11 protein-coding genes are annotated in these 14,350 nt (G+C 72.1%); 4 read left to right on the top strand and 7 right to left on the bottom strand.

The genetic code is table 11. The features are described 5' to 3' along the window. Positions 1–23: 23 nt before the first annotated feature. Positions 24–1,547, top strand: coding sequence for an amidase (locus tag KF708C_RS21715; protein ID WP_059413235.1), 1,524 nt, complete (start codon positions 24–26; stop codon positions 1,545–1,547). 252 nt (positions 1,548–1,799) lie between these two features. Here the strand turns inward: KF708C_RS21715 and KF708C_RS21710 are convergent, their stop codons facing one another. Beyond that, positions 1,800–2,531 carry an ABC transporter ATP-binding protein gene (locus KF708C_RS21710; protein WP_059413234.1) on the bottom strand — a complete coding sequence of 244 codons (732 nt, stop codon included), beginning with the start codon at positions 2,529–2,531 and terminating at the stop codon, positions 1,800–1,802. A gap of 101 nt (positions 2,532–2,632) precedes the next feature. On the opposite strand from KF708C_RS21710, the gene KF708C_RS21705 reads away from it, so the two are divergent. From KF708C_RS21705 to KF708C_RS21695, 3 genes are read left to right on the top strand one after another with little or no spacing between them, the layout of a single operon-like run. Beyond that, positions 2,633–3,847 carry a glycosyltransferase family 4 protein gene (locus KF708C_RS21705; RefSeq protein WP_059413233.1) on the top strand — a complete coding sequence of 405 codons (1,215 nt, stop codon included), beginning with the start codon at positions 2,633–2,635 and terminating at the stop codon, positions 3,845–3,847. Between the two features lie 37 nt (positions 3,848–3,884). Further along, positions 3,885–5,285 carry a glycosyltransferase family 4 protein gene (locus tag KF708C_RS21700; protein ID WP_059413232.1) on the top strand — a complete coding sequence of 467 codons (1,401 nt, stop codon included), beginning with the start codon at positions 3,885–3,887 and terminating at the stop codon, positions 5,283–5,285. Further along, positions 5,282–6,466 (top strand): polysaccharide biosynthesis/export family protein, encoded by a 1,185-nt coding sequence (locus KF708C_RS21695; protein ID WP_059413231.1) that lies wholly within the window; start codon positions 5,282–5,284, stop codon positions 6,464–6,466. The genes KF708C_RS21700 and KF708C_RS21695 overlap by 4 nt, the downstream gene beginning before the upstream one ends. A 31-nt stretch (positions 6,467–6,497) precedes the next feature. Here the strand turns inward: KF708C_RS21695 and KF708C_RS21690 are convergent, their stop codons facing one another. The 6 genes from KF708C_RS21690 to KF708C_RS21665 form a co-directional block, all read right to left on the bottom strand. Further along, entirely contained in the window at positions 6,498–7,217 is a 720-nt protein-coding gene (locus KF708C_RS21690) for a methyltransferase domain-containing protein (protein ID WP_059413230.1), read from the bottom strand. 12 nt (positions 7,218–7,229) lie between these two features. Further along, positions 7,230–7,955, bottom strand: coding sequence for a hypothetical protein (locus KF708C_RS21685; RefSeq protein WP_059413229.1), 726 nt, complete (start codon positions 7,953–7,955; stop codon positions 7,230–7,232). Between the two features lie 46 nt (positions 7,956–8,001). Continuing rightward, the gene (locus tag KF708C_RS21680) at positions 8,002–8,751 is read right to left on the bottom strand and encodes a hypothetical protein (protein ID WP_156173907.1); all 750 of its coding nucleotides are present in this window, start codon (positions 8,749–8,751) and stop codon (positions 8,002–8,004) included. 162 nt (positions 8,752–8,913) lie between these two features. Next, entirely contained in the window at positions 8,914–10,509 is a 1,596-nt protein-coding gene (locus KF708C_RS21675) for a mannose-1-phosphate guanylyltransferase/mannose-6-phosphate isomerase (RefSeq protein WP_082079675.1), read from the bottom strand. 12 nt (positions 10,510–10,521) lie between these two features. Beyond that, positions 10,522–13,104 (bottom strand): glycosyltransferase family 4 protein, encoded by a 2,583-nt coding sequence (locus KF708C_RS21670; protein ID WP_156173906.1) that lies wholly within the window; start codon positions 13,102–13,104, stop codon positions 10,522–10,524. A 13-nt stretch (positions 13,105–13,117) separates the two neighbouring features. Next, entirely contained in the window at positions 13,118–14,317 is a 1,200-nt protein-coding gene (locus tag KF708C_RS21665) for a hypothetical protein (protein ID WP_059413226.1), read from the bottom strand. Positions 14,318–14,350 lie beyond the last annotated feature (33 nt).

Below are 14,350 nucleotides of genomic sequence, written 5' to 3'. Positions count from 1 at the left end.
TTCACAGCACCCGGAACTCCGCCATGAACCAGCACAACGCCCTGCTGTCCCAGTCCGCCGTTGCCCTGCGCCGCCTGATCGGCAGCAAGGAACTCTCGCCCGTCGAACTGCTGGACGCCTGCATCGACCGCATCGAAGCGGTCAACCCGCTCATCAACGCGGTCACGGCCACCTGCTACGAGCGCGCGCGCGGCGAAGCCCGCGCTGCCGAGCAGGCGGTCATGCGCGGCGACGCGCTCGGCCTGCTGCACGGCCTGCCGCTGGGCGTGAAGGACCTCGAGGCCACCGCCGGCCTGCTCACCACCTACGGCTCGCCGCTCTACCGCGGCAACGTGCCCGCGCAGGACAACGTGCTGGTGGCGCGCCTGCGCGCGGCCGGCGCCATCGTCACCGGCAAGACCAACGTGCCCGAGATGGGCGCCGGCGCCAATTCGCGCAACGTGGTGTGGGGCGCCACCGGCAACCCGTTCAACCCCAACCTGAACGCGGGCGGCTCGTCGGGTGGCTCGGCCGCGGCGCTGGCCACCGACATGCTGCCCGTGTGCACGGGGTCGGACACCGGCGGCTCGCTGCGCATTCCGGCCGCCAAATGCGGCGTGGTGGGTTTCCGGCCGTCGCCGGGCGTGGTGCCCAGCTCGCGCAAGCTGCTGGGCTGGACGCCGATCTCGGTGGTCGGGCCGATGGGCCGCACGGTGGCCGACGCCTGCCTGCAGCTGGCCGCCTCGGCCGGCCTGTCGGCCGGCGACCCGCTCACCTATGCGCTCGATCCGCTCTCGTTCCTGCTGCCGCGCCACGTCGACCTGGGCTCGCTGCGCGTGGGCTGGACCGAGGACTTCGGCGTGTGCGCCGTCGACGACGACATCCGCAAGGTGTTCCGCGCCAAGATCGCCGCGATGCGGCACCTGTTCCGCAGTTGCGACGAAGTGAAGTTCGAGCTGGGCGAGGCGCACCGCTGCTTCGACGTGCTGCGCGCCGAGAGCTTCGTCGCCGGCATGCACGAGGCCTACCAGCGCGACCCCGCCAGCCTGGGCCCGAACACGCGCGCCAACTACGAGATGGGCGCGAAGATGTCGCTGGTCGATTCGGCCTGGGCGCAGGCCGAGCAGACCCGCATCCTGGGCCGCTTCCAGGCGGCGTTCGAAGACTACGACGTGATCCTGTCGCCGACCACGCCGGTGTCGCCGTTCCCGTGGACCGAGCTGTACGCCGAGACCATCAACGGCGAAAAGCAGGAGAACTACTACCGCTGGCTGGCGCCCACCTACGTGGTCACGCTGACCACGCATCCGGCCATCAGCCTGCCGTGCGGGCTGGACCACGCCGGCCTGCCGTTCGGCCTGCAGGTGGTGGGCCGCTTCCGCGCCGACCACCAGACGCTAGGCGCGGCGCACGCGATGGAACAGGCGTTCGCCGCCTCCGACGCGCTGCGCCGGCCGCTGCCGGACCTGTCCAGGCTGCGGCCGGCCGACCCGCCGCTGCGCTCGATCGTCACCGCGCCGCCGGTCCTCGACGGCGCGGGCGCGGCGAGCGGGGTGTCGGCGGTCTAGCCTCGCGCGGCGGGGGCGTCATCCGTTCCGTGTCCGTGATGACGCCCGACGGCATCGCCGCCGCGCAATCGCGCAGGCCCGACCGGCACTGCACCCGCGCGCCGTCCTGTACCGCCTGCCGGCGCTGACGCGCCGCATCCCGCATCCCGCATCCGTTTGGCGGCGGCCGTGCAGCCGCCGCCGCGCCGGCGCCGGAACGGCTTCGGGCATTCCCGCAAGCCGCGCCGGCGCATGAAATTCCCGTGACCGAATCTAACCATTTGACGACGCTGGCATGTCATCAACCAGCGGCATGCTTGCATCCGTCTCAGGCGGGCAGGGCGCGTGCGCCCCTTGCTGGAGCGCATGATGCATCGCCAGCGCGGCCTCCACCGACTCGCATCGATGCAGCCGCGCGCCGTGGAGAACGGCGCCGCCGTTGCAGAAATCGATGAGGGTGGCGGGGTCGTGCGAGACCATGATCAGCGCGCTGTGCGCCAGCCGCTCGCGCAGCGCGTCATGGCAGCGCTGGCGAAAGCGCGCGTCGCCGGCGGCGGTGACTTCGTCGATCAGGTAGCAGTCGAAGTCCACCGCCAATGAGATGGCGAACGCGAGCCTGGCCGACATGCCGGCCGAGTACGACTTCACCGGCATGCGGAAATAGCGGCCGAGCTCGGCGAAGTCGTTGACGAATGCGAGGGTGTCGTCGATCGGCTTGCCATAGACGCGCGCGATGAAACGGGTGTTGTCGGCGCCGGTGAGGCTGCTCTGGAACGCGCTGCTGTAGCCAAGCGGCCACGAAACGGAAAACGTGCGCTGCACGCGGCCCGACGTGGGCATCTCCACGCCGGCGGCAAGCCGCATCAGCGTGGACTTGCCGGCGCCGTTGGCGCCGCAGATGCCGAGCGCCGTCCCGCGGTCGATGTCGAAGGAAACGTTGTTGAGGACGGAGGTCGGAACATGCCCCACGAGATAGCTTTTGCTGACGTTCTGGAAAGAGATCATTGGATTCGTCCGGTAGTCCGAGTCGTGTCGTTGCGTGCTGGCGCATTATGAACACGAGAGCGTGTCCCGATCAATCGCGTCATCGGCCCGCGCCGGTGCCGATGGCGCTGCCGTGGAAGGCGGCGATGCGCGCGCTGCCGCCGGCCGGCCTGCGCGTGGCGATCGACGCGCGCACCTGGAGCCTCGGCGCGGGAACGGGCGTGGACACCTACGCGCGCATGCTCGGCGACAGCCTGGCGCGCGCCGGCGTGCCGGTCGAATGGCTGACCGGCGGCACGCGCCACGCGGCGGCGGCGTGGCCGCGCGAAGCGGCGATAGCGCGCTGGTGCGGCGCGCTGCGGCGCGGGCCGCGCAAGGCCAGCCTCGCGCCGCACGGCAGCCATCCCGTCCATGACGGCGGCCGCCTGTTCCGCGAGGCGCAGACTTATTTCAATCTTCACCGGCGCCTGCTGCGCGTGACCAGCGCGGCACCGCCCACGGTCATGCACTGGACCTATCCGCTGCCGCTGTACCTGGAAGGCGCGCGCAACGTCTACACGGTGCACGATCTGATTCCGCTCACGCATCCGCGCCTGACCGGCATCCGCGCCGACCGCCACCAGCGCCTGCTCGACGCGATCCTGTCGCGCGCTGATCACCTGGTCACGGTATCCGACCATTCGCGCACGCATATCATCGATATGCTCGGCTGCCCGCCGGGCTTCGTCACCAACACCTCGCAGGCCGTGCACGCGCCGCTGCAGCGCGATCCGCGGCTGCCCGCGGGGCTGCGCCCCGGCGGCTACTTCATCTGCTGCGGCATGCCCGAGACGCGCAAGAACCTGCCGGCGCTGGTGGCGGCGCATCGCACCGCGATGAGCCAGCGCGCGCTGGTGGTGGCGGGGCCGCTCGCGCATGGCGTGCCGGAAATGGAGTCGATGCTGGCGCGCTCGCCCGGCGTCATCCGGCTGCCGCTGCTGCCGCACGCGGATCTGGTGGCGCTGATCCGGCAGGCGCGCGCCATGTTGTTCCCGTCGCTCGCGGAGGGGTTTGGCCTACCGGTGGCGGAGGCGATGGCCTTGGGCACGCCGGTGATGGCCAGCACCATCGGCGCGCTGCGCGAGGTGGGCGGCGGCGGCGCGCTGTTCGTCGATCCGCACGACACGCCCGCGATGGCCCGGGCCATTCGCGCGCTGGACAGCGACGACGCGCTCTGCCGGCGCTTGCGCGCGGCGGGCTTCGAGCAGGTCGCGGCGTTCGCGCCGCGCGACTACGCGGACCGCATGGTCGGGCTGTATGCCCGGCTTGCCGGACTGGCCCCCGCGCTGCCCCACTGAACCCATTCCACGCTCCTGGCGGAAAGCCGCAACGACCATGCGCATCGGTATCGATGGCTTCAATCTCGCCATGCCAAACGGCTCGGGCGTGGCCACCTACGCGCGCACGCTCGCGTGGTCGCTGGGCGTCATGGGGCACGACGTGGACCTGCTCTATGGCGTGCCGGTCGGCCACCGCGTGCCGGCCGAGCTGCGCGACGTGCTGTTTTTCGACGGCCTCGACCGCCAGCCGCCATCGCGGCGCGGCGCGGCGCGGCGGCTGGCGGCGCTGGGCGGCGGCATCGGCGACCTGTTCGGGCGGCGCGCGGTGGAGATTCCGCTGGACGGCCGCGTGCTGTCCGCGGGCCTGCGGCACCGCGTGCCGCCATGCGCGCGGCTGTTCACCAGCGCCGACGTGTTCGAGGCCGCCGCGCGGCATTTCCGGCGCCACGGCCGCTTCCTGCGCATCCGCCTGCCGGACCCGCCGGACATCATGCACTGGACCTACCCGCTGCCGCTCCATCTGGAAGGCGCGCGCAACATCTACACGATCCACGACCTGGTGCCGCTGCGGCTGCCCTACACATCGCTCGAAAACAAGCGCTATCACTACCGCCTGCTCAAGGCCTGCCTGCGCGGCGGCGATCATGTCTGCACGGTGTCGGACGCCAGCCGGGCCGACCTGCTGGCCATGTTCCCGCGCCTGGATCCGGCATGCGTGACCAACACATGGCAGGCGGTGATGCCGGCCGGCGACGGCGAGGCCGGCGACGATGCCGATAGCGAGGACCGTGCGTCGCGCCTGTCGGCCCGGCTGGCTTCGATGTTCGAACTCGCGCCGCAGGGCTATTTCCTCTACTTCGGCGCGATCGAACCCAAGAAGAACGTCGGCCGCCTGGTGGAGGCATACCTGGCGGCGCAGGTGCGCACGCCGCTGGTCATCGTGGGCGCGCGCGCGTGGAAGAGCGAGGCGGAGGTCCGCCTGCTGCAGGGCGACGCCGGTCGCCAGCTGCGCTCGGTGGGCGAGCGCATCCGCCGCTACGACTACCTGCCGCGCGACTGGCTGATGACGCTGGTGCGCGGCGCGCGCGCCGTGGCGTTTCCCTCGCTGTACGAAGGCTTCGGCCTGCCGGTGCTGGAGGCCATGTCGGTCGGCACGCCGGTGCTGACCTCGCGCGCGGCCTCGCTGCCGGAGGTGGCCGGCGATGCCGCGCTGCTGGTGGACCCGTACCGCGTGGACGAGATCGCGCAGGGAATCCGGCGGCTGGACAGCGACGACGCGCTGCGCGCGGCGCTGGCCGCCGCCGGCCTGCGCCAGGCGCGGCGTTTTGCTCCCGAGCTCTATCAGCGGCGCCTGCGCGACATGTACGCGCGCGTGCCGCGCTCCCCGCATTCTCCCGGCTGCCTGCTGCCGGCCGACGCCGGCCGCCGGCCGGACCCGATCCCACAAGAACCATGACAACGCCGATCCATCCCTTTCTTCCGCGCGCGCTCGCCCTGGCGTGCGCGGCGCTCCTCGCCGCCTGCGGCAACCTGCCCAGCAGCGGACCGACCGCGCGCGAGGTCATGGAGGCGCAGGACAGCACCGCCAACACGCTGGGTTTCCGCATCGTCGATCTCGACGCGCCGCTGGTGACGCAGCTGGGCGCCGCCGCCGGCACGAGCGCCGCGGTCGCCTTGCCGGAGCCCGGCGCGGACACCTCCGTCGAGCGCATCGGCGCCGGCGACACGCTCAATGTCTCGGTCTTCGAGGTCGGCACCACGCTGTTCGGCCCGTCGTCGAGCCTGGGCACGCTGTCCGCCGGGAACCTCGGCACGGGGCCGCTGCCCACCGCGGCGAGCCAGGCGATGCCCACCGTCACGGTGGCCTCCGACGGCACGATCCCGGTGCCCTACGTGGGGCGCGTGCGCGCCGCCGGCCGCACGCCGCGCGAGCTCGAGGAGGTGATCCGCGCGGGCCTGCGCGGCAAGTCGCAGGACCCGCAGGTGATCGTCAGCGTGCGCGAGAACCTGGCCAACAGCGTGCTGGTGATGGGCGAGGTCAGGAAGCCGGGGCGGCTGCCGCTGAGCACCACCGGCGAGCGCGTGCTGGACATGGTGGCGCTGGCCGGCGGCGCCGCCTATCCGCTGCCGGACGTGCTGGCGCGGCTGACGCGCGGGCGCAGGACGCTGGTGCTGCCGCTGGGCGACATCGCGCCCGACAGCGACGCCAACCTGCTGCTGCAGCCGCAGGACCGCCTGCTGCTCGAGCATCGGCCGCGCACGTATTCGGTGTTCGGCGCGGCGGGCAAGGTCTCGCAGGTGCCGTTCGATACCGCCGAGCTGAACCTGGCCGAGGCGGTGGCCAAGGTCGGCGGCCCCGGCGACCTGCAGGCCGACCCGAGCGCGGTCTTCATCTTCCGCTACCAGCAGGAAGCACAGGAAGCGCAGGCGGCGCCGTCGACCGACGCCGCCCGCCCGGTGATCTACCGGCTCGACCTGATGAAGCCGGCCAGCTACTTCCTGGCGCAGCGCTTTGCCATGCGCGACAAGGACGTGGTCTTCATCGCCAATGCGGAATCCAACAGCATCACCAAGTTCGTCTCGATCCTCAACCTGCTGTTCTCGCCGGTGTATACGGGGCACCAGTTCCTGCGGTAGGGGCGGCAGGCGGTGCCGGCGCGAGCGGTCGTCAGCCGCCGGCGCCGGCCGCCAGCCACGTGCGCGCGTAGTCGCTCTGCTGGACCGCCGCCAGCGCCGCGTTCGCGGTCTTGCGCGCGGCCACCATCAGGTAGGTGGGGCCCGCGGTCGGGCCGATCTCGTCCCGGCGGCCCAGGACCTCGGGGTCGGTCAGCACGCGGGGCGTCGGCAGGCCCGCCAGGTCCATCAGGTACATCGCCTCGACCTCGTAGCCGGCCTCGCGCGAGAAGACGCGCCACATCAGCTCCGGGCTGAACTGGTAGAAGCCATGCCCCAGCTGGTTGTTGGCGGCGTTTACCGACAGGAACAGGCCGCCCGGGCGCAGCATGGCGTGCACGTTCGCCAGCGCCGCCGGCACGTTGAAGACATGCTCGATCGTGCCGCCGTCAAAGATGCAGTCGAAGCGGCCATGCAGGTACGTGGGCACCGGCTGGTTGAGGTCGTGCAGCAGCGCGGCCCCCTCGTAGGCCGAATGGTCCATCGCCGTCACCGCGCTGGCGCCGAGCCACGCGAACAGCGACTCCGCGTAGCCGGTGGTGCCGGCAATGGCGGCCAGCGGCGTGCCGGGCGCGTGCAGCGCCAGCACGCGCTGCGCCGCCGGCGCCTGGTCGTGGCCGATGTGAAAGCCCTGCCGGCCGAGCCACAGCGTCTGGCCGAGGGGGCTGCGGCGCGTGCGCAGGAGGAAGTCGAGAACGTAGACGTCGATGCCCATGATGCGCTCCGCCTACCAGCGCTTCTGGATGACGGCCAGCTTCGGCGGGCTGGCCTGCACGAACGGCTGGTTCAGCGTGAAGGCAAAGTCGATGCCGGCGGCCAGCGCCTCCATGCCCTGCAGTTCCGCCGCGGCGAGCCGCGGGAACCTGCCCGTGCGGAACCAGTGTTCGATCAGCTCGGCGGTGCGCATCGTGGGCGGCAACTGCCCCTCGTAGTAGGGCGACTGCCAGTGCAGGTCCTCGATGATGTAGAGCCCGCCGGGCCGGAGATGCGGAAACAGGTGCAGGAACGCCAGTTGCTGGTGGAACGATGCGTGCGAGCCGTCGTCGATGATCAGGTCGTAGCCGTCGGTGCCGGCCACGGCGGCCTGCAGGTCGGCGGCGCGGCCGGCGTCCCCGCGCGTGAAGCGGAAGCGCGGATGCTGGAAGAACGAGAAGTCCGAGATGTCGAAACCCTGGACCATCGCGTGCGGGAAATACTGCAGCCACATGCGCACCGAGGGCGCGTCGGGCGGCTGCCGGCCGGCGTCGTTGCCCACTTCGGGCCCTCCCGCGCACAGGCCGATCTCCAGCATGTCGCGCACCGCCGCGCGGCGCGGTTGCAGCAGCATGTCGTAGACCAGCGTGTACGAATGGGGCTCCGGATGGATCGTGCCCTTGTCCGAATGGAAGCCGTTGGCAAGGTCGGTCAGCGAGGGCGCGGCGGGGTCCGGCGCGGCAATGGTCTTCTGGTGCATGGCGGGAAGATCGGAGAAGATCGGGGAGGTTGTTGGGGAAGGGTTGTCAGGCCGGAATGCGCGGCGCGCTGCCTTCCATCACGGTGGACACGGCGTCGGCAATGCGGCGCAGGCGCTCGTCGATATCGGCGTTCTCGGCGCGGATGGCCTGGCGCACGAAGCTGGCCCAGGGCGAGTTGAGCAGGCTCTTGTCGGCGTGCAGGACCAGGGACTTCGCGTCTTCGTGCTTGTCCAGCAACTGGTGGAACATGCCCTGGTCGTCGGGAACCTGGCCGTTCCAGTCGATCGCGTCGCGCTCCAGGCTGTAGCGCGAAAGAAAGGCCTCCCACTCCCGTACCAGCCGGCGCGTGAAGGGGTGGCCCAGATTGAACAGCATGACGCCGATGTTCACGTTCCAGAAGTAGTCGCTGGTATGCGCCGCCGGCGCCGCGATCATGGCGTAGCGCTGCTTGTCGCGCAGCCAGCCGCGCAGGTCGAAGTCCAGGTCGACCACCCATGCGTCGGCGTCGATGTAGAGCACCCAGCCGCCAAAGCCCCGGTCGATCAGCTCGCACAGCAGGTCGATGCGGTTGTAGGTGGCGTGCCACGGGCGGTTGCCGCGCTTCAGGCCGATGAAGCCCTGGTAGCGCAGCTGGTGGCGGTCGCAATAGCCGCGCGCGGTCTGGCCCGTCAGCATCATCATGTCGAAGTATCGGCTCGATGCGTCCGAGGTCTGCATCAGGATGATCTCGTCCGGGCCGCCGGCATGGGCGGTTCTCGACAAGCCTGGCGCGGTGAGAGAAGCGTGAATGGTCATGGAAATCGCTTGGGATACGGCGGATGTTGCGCGGGGTGTGCGTGCGATGCCACACCCCGCGCGACAGACAGTACGGCTCGGGCATGACCGGCCGGCGACAGATTCTGCGCAGATCCGGCCATGCGCCGATCATGCACGGGCCGTGCGCCGGTCATGTGCCGGTCAGGCACCGCCGCGGCCATAGGCATCGTCGAACCGCACGATATCGTCCTCGCTCAGATAGCTTCCGGACTGGACCTCGATGATCTCCAGCGGGGTCTTGCCGGGGTTCTCGAGCCGGTGGGTCACGCCCAGCGGGATGTACGTGGACTGGTTCTCGCTGATCAGGAACGACTCGGTTCCGCGGGTGACGCGCGCGGTGCCGCGCACGACGATCCAGTGTTCGGCGCGGTGGTGATGCATCTGCAGCGACAGCCGCGCGCCGGGCTCGACCACCAGCCGCTTGACCTGGAAGCGTTCGCCCTGGTCGATCGATTCGAAGCGGCCCCAGGGCCGTTCCACGCGCCGGTGCAGGCGCGCCTCGCTGCGATGCTCGGCGCGGATGCGCTCGACCGCGGCCTTGACGTCCTGCACGCGCGCCATGTCCGCCACCAGCACCGCGTCCGGCGTCTCCACCACCGCGATATTGCGCGTGCCGACGCAGACCACCAGCCGGCTGCCGGCGTGGGCAAAGGTGGAGCTGGCGCCTTCGAGCACCACCGGGCCGCGCGCGGCGTTGTCGTTGCCGTCGCGCGGCAGCCGTTGCCAGATCGCGTCCCACGCGCCCAGGTCGCCCCAGCCGGCATCGAGCGGCACCACCACGCCGGGCGCCAGCGCGGCCTGCCCGGCCACGCGCTCCATGATCGCGTAGTCGATGGAGTCCGCGGGGCTTGCCGCGAACGCGTGCGCGTCCAGCAGCAGCGCATTGCCGCCCAGCGACAGCGCGCCCGCGTGCGCGCGCCGGCAGGCGGCCAGCATGCCGGGCTGCAGCGCGGCGACGAGGTCCAGCCAGGTATCGGCGCGGACCACGAAGATGCCGCTGTTCCACCAGTAGTCGCCCGATGCCACGTAGGCTTCGGCGTCGCGCGCCGGCGGCTTTTCCACGAAGCGGTCGAGCCGGCGCGCGCCGGGCGCGTCGAGCGGCGCGCCCAGGCGGATATAGCCGTAGCCGGCTTCCGGCGCGGTGGGGACCACGCCCAGCATGGCGATGGCGCCGTCGCGCGCGTGGAGCGCCGCGTGCGCGACGGCCGCGCGGAACGCGGCGATGTCGTCGATGGCGTGGTCGGCCGGCATCGCCACCATGACCGCGCCGGGGTGGTCCGCGACGATGTCGAGCGCGGCCACGGTCAGCGCCGGCGCGGTGTTGCGGCCGGCCGGCTCCAGCAGCAGGCGCGGCGCGTGGCCCTGCGCGCGCAGCTGCTGCTCGGTGGCGAACCGATGGAGTTCGCCGCAGACCACGATCACCTCGGGCGCGGCGGCCAGCGCCGGCGCGTGTTGCTCGATGCCGGCCAGCCGGGCCGCCGTGGCGCACAGCAATGTCGAGGCGTCGAGCAGTCCGGCGATCAGCGGCTTGGGCATCTGCTCGCGCGACATCGGCCACAGGCGGGTGCCGCTGCCGCCGGCCAGGATGACCGGCTGGATCAGCGTCGGCGCGGCGGGCGATGCCCGGCCGGGGCCCGGCGAGGCAATCGTGGCGAAAGCGGGGGCGTCGCCCGCGGGTGGCGTCGGCGCGGGCGTCGGGAGCGGATGCGGCCGCGCCGGGGATTCCGTGATGGTCATGATGGCTGCGCGTCAGAGGTCGGCCAGCAGCTGCGCGGTCTCGTGCGCCGCCAGCGCCAGGCCGTCCGTGCCCGCCGATATGGTCAACGCGTCGGTCGGCGTATCGGTCAGCGTGTCCAGGCTGCCCAGCGCCACCGCCTCCACCAGCCGCAGCCTCGCCGCCATGTCGCCGGCGGCGCACAGGTAGAGCCCCAGCACCGCCGGGCCGATCACGCGCTGGTCCGCGCCATCGGTGGCGTCGGCCAGGGACTCCATCCGGCTGCTGTGCAGGATCAGTTCGAGCGGCTGGCCGGCGCTGGCCGGCATGCGCGCGTCGGCGGCAATCCAGCGCGTTGCTCCGGGCTTCAGTTCGCCTTCCGCGCAGAGTCCCTCGCCGTTTTCCAGCCGGTATCGCGCGCCAAGGCCGGGCATGCCGCGCAGGCCCAGGTAGACCCGTATGCGCTCGCCGCGCATATCGTCGCCGGCCAGCCATGCCAGCCGGCTTTCGCCGGGCTTGCTCCAGCAGCCCCAGTCTTCCGGACTGTGCCAGCCGTCGCCCGCGCGCAGGCTTTCGCCGGCGATCATGCCGCGCCGCAGTGCCGGCGCGCGCTGCGTGGCGATCGGGTAGTAGCGGCCCGGCGCCAGCCGGGGCGCGCCTTCCGTCCGCTCGCCGGGCTGCTGCTGGGCCTCCCAGGCGCTGACCGCGCGGGCCATCTGCGCGCCAAGCTGGGCCCACGTGCGCGGGCGGAAGCCGGCGCGGATGGCGGCCTCGCGCGATTGCCGGTAGGCGTTGTCGAAGGTCAGGCGCTCGATCGATTGCAGCAGCGCCACGGGGGAAGCCGGGTCGAAGTAGTGGGCGAACGATCCGCCCGCCTCCGGCAGCGCGGACACGTCGGAGACCAGCGGCACCTTGCCGTAGCACAGCGATTCCGTGACCGGCAGGCCCCAGCCTTCGTACAGGCTCGGGTAGAGCGTGAACAGGCAGCGCTCGAACAGCAGCGCCAGCTGCGCGTCGGTCAGGCCGGACAGCATGGTCACGCGCCCGGCCAGGACCGGATCGCTCTCCAGCGCGGCGAACACGGCCTCGTTCTTCCAGCCCTTGCCGCCGACGCAAAGCAGTTGCGGCACGCGCCGCGCGCCGTGGCGCTCGATCAGGGCGCGCCACGCGCGGAACGCCGCGAGGTGGTTCTTGCGCGGCTCCACCGTGGACAGCATCAGCACGAATGGCTGGCGGCTCGCGTCCCAGCCCTGCATGCCGGCGTTGGCCGTGCCGCGCGGGGCCGGCGCGGGCTTGCGGATGTCCGCGTCGAGCGTGACGACCTCGACGTGGGTATGGGGAAGGTGGTGGCCCAGCCGCGCCGCCGCGGCCACCAGGTCGCGGCGCGTGCATTCCGAGTTCACGAGGAAGCGGTCCGCGTGGGCGAACGCGCCGAGCAGCCACGCCACGAAGCGGTCGACCAGGTCGTCCACGCAATGCTCGGGCATCACCACGGGAATCAGGTCATGCACGAACGGCACGTAGCGCACGCCGGATTCGCGCTGGGCCAGGCGCACGTGCAGCAGGTAGTCGGGGAACCAGGACGTGCCCAGGCTGACCAGCCACGCGCCGCGCGGAAACGCCATCGCCGGGCCGCCCAGCATCAGCAGGTCCAGTTGCGCGACCGCCTGCTGCCACGCCGCGGGCGTGGCCTGCGGCTGGCCCGTGCACATCTGGCACAGCCGCGCGAACAGCGGCCCCGGCGCTTCCAGCCAGCCGCGCTCGCCGAGATAGCACACGCGCGGCGGCGCGCCGCCGGCGGGCCGGAACGCGGAGATCATTTCCAGCTGCACGCGCTGGATGCCGGTGGGCAGGCGCGAGCCGCGGAAATGGTGAATCAGGTCGGTGGCGTCGAAGATGATCTCCGCGGCGGCGGCGGGTGCCGGCTTCGTGCCGTCGTGCGCGCTGGCCGGCGCCAGGTCGCGCGCGTCGAGCTTGCGCAGTATCTCCACGGCGCTGGCCAGCTGCTCGCGCGCGTGGCGGGCCGCGATGTCGTCCGGCGCCGCCGCGGCGTCCAGCGCGCGGGCCTGCTCCAGCATGCCCGCCAGGGTGGAGCGCGTCTGCGCCAGCAGGCCCGCGGCATCGGGCGCGGCCGCTGCCCGCGCCATCGGCGCCGCGCTGTCGGCGGGCGCGGCGGTCCATACATCGCGCAACGGGCTGGCGTCGATGCGCACGCCCCGGGAGCCGAGCGCCTGCAGCTCGCGCAGCGCGTCGTCGTAGTCGGGCTGCAGCACCAGCGCCTGCACGTAGCTGGCCGCCGCCGCGTCCAGGTCGCCGGCGAGCTTGGCTGCGTGCCCCATCTGCAGGTGGGTGTCCGCCACGTCAGGCTTCAGCGCCGCGGCGCGGCGGTAGGCGTCGCGCGCCGCCGCCACGTCGCCGCCCTCCTTGAGCGCGTGGCCGTACTGGACCCAGATGGCGGGCAGGGTGTCGCGCGCGTCCAGCGCGCGGCGATAGTGGCTGGCCGCGGCGGGCCAGTCGCGCGCGTCGCGCGCCTGGTCGCCGGCCGCCACGCTGGCGCGCACCGCATCGGCATCGTGGCCGGCGCCAATGCCGGGCAATAGTCGTCTGAACAGGTTCACTCCGGTCTCCAGGTCATGCCGCGTGTTCGCGCACGCCCGCCACGATCAGCCAGCCGATGCCGTAGGACACCAGCAGGCAGAAGAAGACGCTCGTGACGATCAGCGCGCTGCGCGGATAAAGGGCGCGCACGGGCAGGTTCGGCTCCACCACGTGCACCACGTACAGTTGTTGCTTGAGCGCGTTCTCGCGGGCGGTTTCCAGCGCGGTCGCCACCGCCGCGTAACGCTTCGCGGCAAAATCCTGCTTCATCATCAGTCGCTGGTAGTCGGCCATCTTCGGCGCGGTGCCGCGGCCGTCGACCAGGCGCGAGGTCTGCGCGCCCAGCTGCGCCTCCAGTCCCGCCAGCCGGTCGCGCATGGCCACCACCTGCGGGCTGTCGCGATCCACCTGCGCCTCCATCGCGCCCAGCTGCGCGCGGGCCTGCGCCAGCGACTGCTCGAGCTGCGCCACCAGTGTCTGTTGCCCGGTGCCGGTCTTCTCGGGGTCCAGGTCGCGGTGGTCGACGCGGAACGCGGTCAGCGCCCGCTGGGCGTCGATGACCTGCGCCTCGGCTTCGGCCAGCTCTCCGGCCGCCACGCGCACGCTGTCGTCCACCGCGCGCTGGTTGAAGGCGTTGACGCGCGCCTCGCCCAGCGTCAGCAGCCACTGCGCCAGCGCGCGCGCGTCGCCGGGCCGGAAGGCGTGCACGCGCAGCGTGGTGATGCCGGTGTCCTGGCTGAATGCGATGGTGACCTGGCGCCGGTAGAAACGCAGCAGCGTCTCGGCGCTCGGATCCTGCCACCAGAGGCGGGAGAGCAGGTCGGCCTCGGGCCGGCGGAACAGCGCCACGAGGTCCAGCTTGCCGTGCAGCGCGCGCACGGCGTCGTGGGAGCCCAGGTAGTCGCCCACGCTCAGCGACTGCGCCTGGGAGTCGTTGAGCACGCCGGCCAGCCCCAGCATCTGGCCGAGGCCGTTGCCGCCGTTGCTGAACTGCGTCTGCGTGGAGCGCACCACGAAGCGCGCCTCCGACTCATACTGGTCGGCGGCCACGCCGAAGAAATAGACCGCGACCAGCAGCGTGGGCAGCACCACGGTGGCGAGGAACGGCCACCGCGCCCGCCACCACGCGCGCAGGCGGCCGGCCAGGTCCGGCCTTGCCGGTACGGCGCGCGGCGCGCGCGTGGCCGCGGGTTCGGGCAGGTCGTGCGCCGGGACGGTGACTTCGGTGGTCATGGGCAGAGGGCTCCGGCGTGGAAGGAGTTGGGG

This window comes from Cupriavidus basilensis, from assembly GCF_000876015.1.
GTDB lineage: Bacteria > Pseudomonadota > Gammaproteobacteria > Burkholderiales > Burkholderiaceae > Cupriavidus > Cupriavidus basilensis_B.
This window is presented reverse-complemented; position numbering and strand designations above follow the sequence as displayed.

Excerpts from the sequence above, each read along its gene's own strand:
- KF708C_RS21715 (WP_059413235.1), top strand. The coding sequence starts at position 24 with ATGAACCAGCACAACGCCCTGCTGTCCCAGTCCGCCGTTGCCCTGCGC.
- KF708C_RS21710 (WP_059413234.1), bottom strand. The coding sequence starts at position 2,531 with ATGATCTCTTTCCAGAACGTCAGCAAAAGCTATCTCGTGGGGCATGTT.
- KF708C_RS21705 (WP_059413233.1), top strand. The coding sequence starts at position 2,633 with ATGGCGCTGCCGTGGAAGGCGGCGATGCGCGCGCTGCCGCCGGCCGGC.
- KF708C_RS21700 (WP_059413232.1), top strand. The coding sequence starts at position 3,885 with ATGCGCATCGGTATCGATGGCTTCAATCTCGCCATGCCAAACGGCTCG.
- KF708C_RS21695 (WP_059413231.1), top strand. The coding sequence starts at position 5,282 with ATGACAACGCCGATCCATCCCTTTCTTCCGCGCGCGCTCGCCCTGGCG.
- KF708C_RS21690 (WP_059413230.1), bottom strand. The coding sequence starts at position 7,217 with ATGGGCATCGACGTCTACGTTCTCGACTTCCTCCTGCGCACGCGCCGC.
- KF708C_RS21685 (WP_059413229.1), bottom strand. The coding sequence starts at position 7,955 with ATGCACCAGAAGACCATTGCCGCGCCGGACCCCGCCGCGCCCTCGCTG.
- KF708C_RS21680 (WP_156173907.1), bottom strand. The coding sequence starts at position 8,751 with ATGACCATTCACGCTTCTCTCACCGCGCCAGGCTTGTCGAGAACCGCC.
- KF708C_RS21675 (WP_082079675.1), bottom strand. The coding sequence starts at position 10,509 with ATGACCATCACGGAATCCCCGGCGCGGCCGCATCCGCTCCCGACGCCC.
- KF708C_RS21665 (WP_059413226.1), bottom strand. The coding sequence starts at position 14,317 with ATGACCACCGAAGTCACCGTCCCGGCGCACGACCTGCCCGAACCCGCG.